Consider the following 6,992-nt stretch of genomic DNA (forward strand, 5'->3'; position numbering starts at 1 on the left):
CCCGCCGCATCGACAACCAGCTCCGCGGCCGTTCCGGCCGCCAGGGCGACCCCGGCCGCTCAAAGTTCTTCCTGTCGCTGGAAGACGATCTGATGCGGATCTTCGGCTCGGACCGCCTCGACAGCATGCTGCAGCGTCTCGGCCTGCAGGAGGGCGAGGCGATCATCCATCCCTGGATCAACAAGGCGCTGGAGAAGGCGCAGCAGAAGGTCGAGGCGCGCAACTTCGACATCCGCAAGAACCTGCTCAAGTTCGACAACGTCCAGAACGACCAGCGCAAGGTGATCTTCGACCAGCGCGTCGACCTGATGAAGGACGACAGCGTCGCCGAGACCGTCAGCGACATGCGTCACGCCTTCATCGAGGATCTCGTCGCCAAGCACGTGCCCGAGCATGCCTATGCCGAGCAGTGGGACGTCGCGGGCCTGAAGGACGAACTGAAGCGCGTGCTCGATCTCGACCTGCCGGTCGACGACTGGGCCAAGGAAGAGGGCATCGCCGACGAGGAACTGCTCAACCGCATCGAGACCAAGGCGGATGAGCACATGGCTGCCAAGGTGGGGCAATGGGGTCCCGACGTGATGCGTTACGTCGAGAAGACCATCCTGCTGCAGACGCTCGACCACCTCTGGCGCGAGCATCTGATCATGCTCGACCATCTGCGCCAGGTCATCGGCCTGCGCGGCTACGGCCAGCGCGATCCGCTGCAGGAGTACAAGACCGAGGCCTTCAACCTCTTCCAGGAGATGAGCGCGCATCTGCGCGAGGCCGTCACGGCGCAGCTGATGCGGGTCGAGATCGTGCCGCCGGAGCAGGAAGCCCCCGTGCTGCCCGCGATGGAAGCGCACAAGCTCGATCCGAGCACCGGCGAAGATGAAATGGCCCTCGCCAGCGTCACCCTCGCCCCGCAGCACACCGACGCCGCGCTGCGCGACCCGAAGAATCCCGCCAGCTGGGGCAAGGTCGGCCGCAATGAGGATTGCCCGTGTGGCAGCGGCAAGAAGTTCAAGCACTGCCACGGCCGGTACGCTTAGCGACTTGACGATACTGTCATGCCCCGCGAAGGCGGGGCATCCGGTACGCCGCGGCTTCTCGGCTCAATCACATCAGTCTCTGGAATACTGGATCGCCCGATTGAATCGGGCGATGACAGTTGTGTGCGTGGTGTGCGGCTTCGATCACATCATCCCCGCGACTTCGTAGCCCGGATGGAGCAAAGCGCAATCCGGGAAGCCTGACGCGACGAGAGAAAACCCGGATTGCGCTTCGCTCCATCCGGGCTACGGCTGTTGAGCATGACGCGGCCGCCGCTCAATTCGAGCTGTCGATCAAGCTCTCCAGCAGCCGCTTGAGCTCGCTCGTCGACTTGTCGCCGTAGCTCTCCAGGATGTGCTCTTCCTGGTCCACCGCGAGCGAGTTGAGCTTCTTGCACAGCACCTTGCCGCGATCGGAGATGAACATCAGCACCTTGCGGCGGTCGTTGGGGTCCTGCACGCGATAGACCAGCGTGTCGGAGACCATGCGGTCGATCATCTTGGTCAGCGTCGGATGGTTGAGCAGCACCGCGTCCGCAAGCTCGCCCATGGAGTGGCCATCGCCGTCAGACAGCACTTTCAGGATGCGCCATTGCTCGACGGGAACTCCTTCCTTGCTGAGGCGCAGTTCCAGCTGGCGGTTGATCTCCCGGTTGGCTTGCGCGAGCAGGTAGGCGAGGTGTTCGGTGATGGGAGCGTTCGATTTTGCCACGGCTGAAGACTTCGTCTTGACCCAATTGAGTGAATGTCTTGCAATCAATGCTGCATCTATATGCACTTCAATTGTTGAATATTCAATATTTTCAAAATAGGATGATTGCCCAACAAAAGGGCGGATGCCGCGGCCGCCTGCTCAACGGGCTTTCAGGTCTGGGACCGGACAGGAGTTGGCGTGCACGCGACGGTAAACTTCCCGGCTCACGGCGGTCCGGCGTTGCCGCCGTCCTTGCTGTTCAGGAATCTGTCGTCTTCGGCGGCTGACGGCGCGCTGTCGCCGCGCGATCACGCCCTTTTCAAGCGGCGCGGCGCCAACAAGCTGCGTGTCGGCGGCTTCATCTGCTGCACCGGATCGCCGGGGATCTGGGGCCCCTGCGCAACCAACAGCGCGCAGCTCGCCGTTGCCGAAATCAACAAGCGCGGCGGCATCCTCGGCCGCGAGATCGAGCTTTCCGTTTACGACGCCGGCGGCCCGCTGGACGAGGTGCTGACCCGTGCCGAGCAGGCCATCGCCTTCGACGAGCTCGATCTCATCGTCGGCCTGCACACCAGCGCGGTCCGCGTTGCCTTGCGCGACATCACCACGCGGCATCGCATCCCCTATATCTACACGCCAGTCTATGAAGGCGGCGAGCGCACGCCGGGCGTGATGGCGATCGGCGAGACGCCGCGCTGGCAGAGCCGGCCCTCGATTCACTGGCTTGCCGACATCAAGAAAGCAAAGCGCTGGTACCTGATCGGCAGCGACTACGTCTGGCCCTGGCAGTCGCACCGCGCGGTGAAGAACTACATCAGGGAAACCGGCGGCCACGTCGTCGGCGAGGAGTTCGTTCCCTTGGGCGAGGACAATCACGAGCCGCATCTGGCGCGCATTCGTGCCGCGCGGCCGGACGTGGTACTGATCTCGCTGATCGGCACCGACAGCAGCACCTTCAACCGCGCCTTCGGCGAATGCGGCCTGGGCGCCACCACGCTGCGGTTCGCGGGCGCCATGGACGACACCGTGCTGCTAGGCATCGGCGCCGACAACAGCGAGAACATGTTCTGCGCCTCCGGCTATTTCACCGGCACCGGCGCGCCTGCCAATGACGACTTCCAGAGCCGCTATCGCGCGATGTTCGGGCCGAACGCGCCGCCGATCGGTTCGGTCGGACAGTCCGGCTACGAGGGCATGCGTTTCCTCGAAGCGGTTGCCAACAAGGCCGGCTCACTGGCGGTGGGGCCGATGCTCAAAGCCGGCCGCAACATCGTCTACAGCGGCGCGCGGGGGACGGTCACCGTTCGCGACGGGCGCGCACGGATGCCGATGCATCTCGCCGAGGCCGACGGCCTCGATTTCAAGCTGATCAAGCCGATCTGACCCGCGCCGGGCAATCCGCCAGGGAGGCTTCCGCAAAATAATACTTGAAAAGGAAAATATTTCCCTTTTGAATGTTTCAGCGGGACCGGTGGGTCGCCGCGCCGGGGCGGCCACGCCCATCTTCGTTTCAAGAAACTTCAGGAGAGCGCCGTGACAGTTGTCCTTCCCACGCCAGCCCAGCTTCGCAGCGTCGCCGAGCAGTGCGGCCTTTCGCTGACCGATGACGATGTCGCCTCGTTCCGCGGCCTGATGCAGGGCTCGATCGAGGCCTACAATCTCGTCGCCGCGATGCCCGACGAGCTGCCCGAGGTGAAATACCCGCGCACGCCGGGCTACCGGCCCTCTGCGGAGGAGAACCCTCGCAATGCCTGGTATCGCAAATCGACAGTAAAGGGTGCGGCGAGCGGCAAGCTCAAGGGCAAGACGGTGGCCCTGAAGGACAACATCATGCTGGCCGGCGTTCCCATGACCAACGGCTCATCGACCCTGGAAGGTTATGTGCCCGATTTCGATGCCACCATCGTCACGCGCATGCTGGATGCCGGCGCCGAGATCAAGGGCAAGGTGCATTGCGAGCATTTCTGCCTGTCGGGCGGCAGCCACACCGGCTCCTACGGGCCGGTGCACAATCCGCACAAGATGGGCTACTCGGCCGGCGGCTCGTCGTCAGGTTCGGGCGTCGTGGTTTCGCTCGGCGAGGTGGACATGGCGATCGGCGGCGATCAGGGCGGCTCGATCCGCATGCCGTCCTCGTTCTGCGGCGTCTACGGCATGAAGCCGACCTGGGGCCTCGTGCCCTACACCGGCATCATGCCGATCGAGATCTACGTCGATCATACCGGTCCGATGACGGCGAGCGTCGCCGACAACGCGCTGCTGCTCGAAGTGCTCGCCGGCGATGACGGCTACGATCCGCGCATCAAGGCGCCGAAGGTCGAGGAATACACCAAGGCGCTCGGCCAGGGCGTCAAGGGCATGAAGATCGGCATCCTCAAGGAGGGCTTCGAGCAGCCGGGCGCAGAGGCTGCGGTGAATGAAAGCGTTCGCGGGGCGGCGAAGCGCTTCAAGGATCTTGGCGCCAGCGTCGAGACGGTGTCGATCCCGATGCATCTCCTCGGCGGGGCGATCTGGACGCCCATCGGCACCGAAGGTCTGACCCAGACCATGATGTTTGGCGATGGCTACGGGCTCAGCCGCGGCGATCTCTATTCGACTTCGCTGATGGATTTTCATCGCGGCTGGCGCCGACAGGCCGACTCGCTGTCCGAGACCACGAAACTGTTCATGATGCTCGGCACCTACATCAACAATAACTTTGGCCCTCGCTTCTACGGCAAGGCGCTGAACATCTCGCGGCGGCTGACCGCGGCCTATGACAAGGCATTCAGCGATTACGATCTGCTGCTGATGCCGACCACGCCGATGAAGGCGAGCAAGCTGCCGGAGCCCAATGCCAGCCGCGAGGAGTACGTCGCCCGCGCGCTGGAGATGATCTCCAACACCGCGCCGTTCGACATCACGCATCATCCCGCAATGTCGCTGCCCTGCGGCATGGTCGACGGCCTGCCCGCCGGCCTGATGCTGGTCGGCCGCATGTTCGAGGAATCCACGATCTACCGCGCCGCGCATGCGTTCGAGCAGATCGGCGACTGGAAGAAGATGTGAGCGAAGTGTCGATACAGACGGGCGGGGCTCTATCGCATGGCTAACGCGTTCGTCGCAGCGTTCGAGATCCTGAGCTTTGGCGCGATCATCGTCCTGATCGTGCTGGGGCTCGGGATCATCGCCAGCATGATGGGCATCTTCAACTTCGCGCAGGGCGAGTTCGTCCTGCTCGGGGCCTACACCACCTATCTCGCTTATTCCAGGGGCCTGCCGATCTGGGCCGGCATGGTCGCCGCACCCTTCCTGGTCGGCGCGCTCGGCTTCGTGCTGGAGGCCCTGATCATCCGCCGCTTCTATGCCGCGCCGATCGTGGCCATGCTCGGCACCTATGCGCTCGGCCTGATCATCCGCGAAGCCGTGCGCGGGCTGATCGGCGGCTTCTATCTTACCGTGCCCGAGCCGATCGGCGGCTCGATCGACATCGGCACCATGCACATCTCGGCCTGGCGCTTCACCATCATCGTCATCACGCTCCTGGTGATGGCCGGTTGCTATCTGCTGCTGTCGCGCACCAGCTTTGGCCTGCGCATGCGCGCCACGCTCGAGAACCCGTCGCTGGCCCGTGCGTCGGGCATTTCGACGCCGCTGATGTACGGCGCCACATTTGCCTTCGGGTCGGCGCTGGCCGGCCTTGCCGGCGCGCTGATCGTTCCGGTGTTCAGCCTCTATGCCGATCTCGGCATCCGCTTCCTGATCCAGGGCTTTGTCGCCGTCATGGTCGGCGGTGTCGGCTCCTTCATTGGTCCGGTCGCCGGTGCCGGCGTCATCGGCACGCTCAGCGCCGCGCTGCCATGGATCATGGCGCCCGTGGTCGCCGATGTCCTCGTTTTCGTGCTCGCAATTGCCTTCATCAAATTCCGGCCGCAGGGCCTCATCGCTGGAAAAGGGGTTTAGTCATATGTTCGATCGTCAACTCTCACGCCGCCGCTTCCTGTCCAATTTCGCTTTTGCCTCCGGCGCAGTCGCAACCGGGGTCGGCAGCTGGGTGGTCCCGGCGCCCTGGGCCAACGCGGCCGAAGCCCCGATCAAGGTCGGCATCGCCACCGACCTCACCGGACCGATCGCCTATGCCGGCAATGCCGACGCCAATGTCGCCAAGATGGTGATCAAGGACATCAACACTGCAGGCGGTCTGCTCGGTCGTCCGCTCGAGCTCTATATCGAGGACACCGCGTCGAATGAATCGGTCGCCGTCGGCAACGTCCGAAAACTGATCCAGCGCGACAAGGTCGACATGGTGCTGGGCGGCATCACCTCGTCGATGCGCAACGCGATCAAGGACCCGATCGTGGCGCGCGGCAAGACGCTCTATATCTATCCGCAGCTCTACGAGGGCAAGGAGTGCACGCCCTATCTGTTCTGCACCGGCCCGACGCCGGCACAGCAATGCGACGAGTTCATTCCCTGGCTGATCAAGAATGGCGGCAAGAAGTTCGCGCTCCCGAGCGCCAATTATGTCTGGCCGCACACGCTCAACGTCTACGCCCGCAAGGTGATCGAGCAGAACGGCGGCGAGGTCGTGTTCGAGGAATACTATCCGCTCGACCAGATCGACTTCTCCTCGACCGTCAACCGGATCATCTCCAACAAGGTCGACGTCGTCTTCAACACCGTCATCCCGCCTGGCGTCGGTCCGTTCTTCAAGCAGCTCTATGAAGCCGGCTTCCTCAAGAACGGCGGGCGTCTCGCCTGCGTCTACTATGACGAGAACACGCTCAACATCAATCAGGCGAGCGAGATCGAGGGCCTTGCGAGCTGCCTCGACTATTTCAAGGTGCTGACCAAGGAGAACCCGTTCGACGCCAAGATCCAGGCGGCTTACGAGAAGGATTTTCCAGGCAACTTCCTGTTCGCCGCCGGCAGCGCGGCGACCGGCACCTATCGCGGCCTCAAGCTGTGGGAGGCCGCCGTCAAGGAAGCCGGCAAGATCGACCGTGACTCGGTTGCAGCCGCGCTCGATCACGCCAAGATCGCCGAAGGTCCGGGCGGACCGGCCGAGATGGTGCCGGGCAAGCGGCACTGCAAGATGAAGATGTACACGGCGGTCGCCAAGGGCGGGAATTACGAGATCGTCGGTCGCAGCGACGGCCTCGTCGATCCCAAGGAATGCTGATCTTTCTGCACCTCTCCCCGACGGGGAGAGGTGCAGCGTCCGCCACAAGGTGCTTTAGTTCGAAATGCTGAAATCTATGAGCGCAGTGAAACAGGCGATCCCC

The 6,992-nt window shown here is 63.5% G+C and carries 6 protein-coding genes; 5 read left to right on the plus strand and 1 reads right to left on the minus strand.

Annotation, left to right across the window (positions count from 1 at the left end; genetic code table 11):
• On the plus strand, positions 1–1,034 hold a 1,034-nt coding region (locus AOQ71_RS47815; protein ID WP_245316881.1), incomplete at its 5' end, for a preprotein translocase subunit SecA.
• 277 nt (positions 1,035–1,311) lie between these two features.
• On the opposite strand, the gene AOQ71_RS14870 is transcribed toward AOQ71_RS47815, so the two are convergent.
• Entirely contained in the window at positions 1,312–1,746 is a 435-nt protein-coding gene (locus AOQ71_RS14870; RefSeq protein WP_057747431.1) for a MarR family winged helix-turn-helix transcriptional regulator, read from the minus strand.
• A 180-nt stretch (positions 1,747–1,926) separates the two neighbouring features.
• Here AOQ71_RS14870 and AOQ71_RS14875 point away from each other — a divergent pair, with 180 nt between their 5' ends.
• The 4 genes from AOQ71_RS14875 (at position 1,927) to AOQ71_RS14890 (ending at position 6,889) form a co-directional block, all read left to right on the plus strand.
• Positions 1,927–3,111 carry a substrate-binding domain-containing protein gene (locus tag AOQ71_RS14875; protein ID WP_057747432.1) on the plus strand — a complete coding sequence of 395 codons (1,185 nt, stop codon included), beginning with the start codon at positions 1,927–1,929 and terminating at the stop codon, positions 3,109–3,111.
• A gap of 150 nt (positions 3,112–3,261) precedes the next feature.
• The gene (locus AOQ71_RS14880; protein ID WP_057747433.1) at positions 3,262–4,776 is read left to right on the plus strand and encodes an amidase; all 1,515 of its coding nucleotides are present in this window, start codon (positions 3,262–3,264) and stop codon (positions 4,774–4,776) included.
• A gap of 36 nt (positions 4,777–4,812) precedes the next feature.
• On the plus strand, positions 4,813–5,670 hold the full coding sequence (locus AOQ71_RS14885; protein WP_057747434.1) for a branched-chain amino acid ABC transporter permease: 858 nt from the start codon (positions 4,813–4,815) through the stop codon (positions 5,668–5,670).
• 4 nt (positions 5,671–5,674) lie between these two features.
• Positions 5,675–6,889 carry a substrate-binding protein gene (locus AOQ71_RS14890; RefSeq protein ID WP_057747435.1) on the plus strand — a complete coding sequence of 405 codons (1,215 nt, stop codon included), beginning with the start codon at positions 5,675–5,677 and terminating at the stop codon, positions 6,887–6,889.
• Positions 6,890–6,992: the final 103 nt, after the last annotated feature.

Origin of the sequence: Bradyrhizobium manausense (assembly GCF_001440035.1) — a bacterium.
Classification (GTDB): Bacteria; Pseudomonadota; Alphaproteobacteria; order Rhizobiales; family Xanthobacteraceae; genus Bradyrhizobium; species Bradyrhizobium manausense.

Excerpts from the sequence above, each read along its gene's own strand:
- AOQ71_RS14885 (WP_057747434.1), top strand. The coding sequence starts at position 4,813 with ATGGCTAACGCGTTCGTCGCAGCGTTCGAGATCCTGAGCTTTGGCGCG.
- AOQ71_RS14890 (WP_057747435.1), top strand. The coding sequence starts at position 5,675 with ATGTTCGATCGTCAACTCTCACGCCGCCGCTTCCTGTCCAATTTCGCT.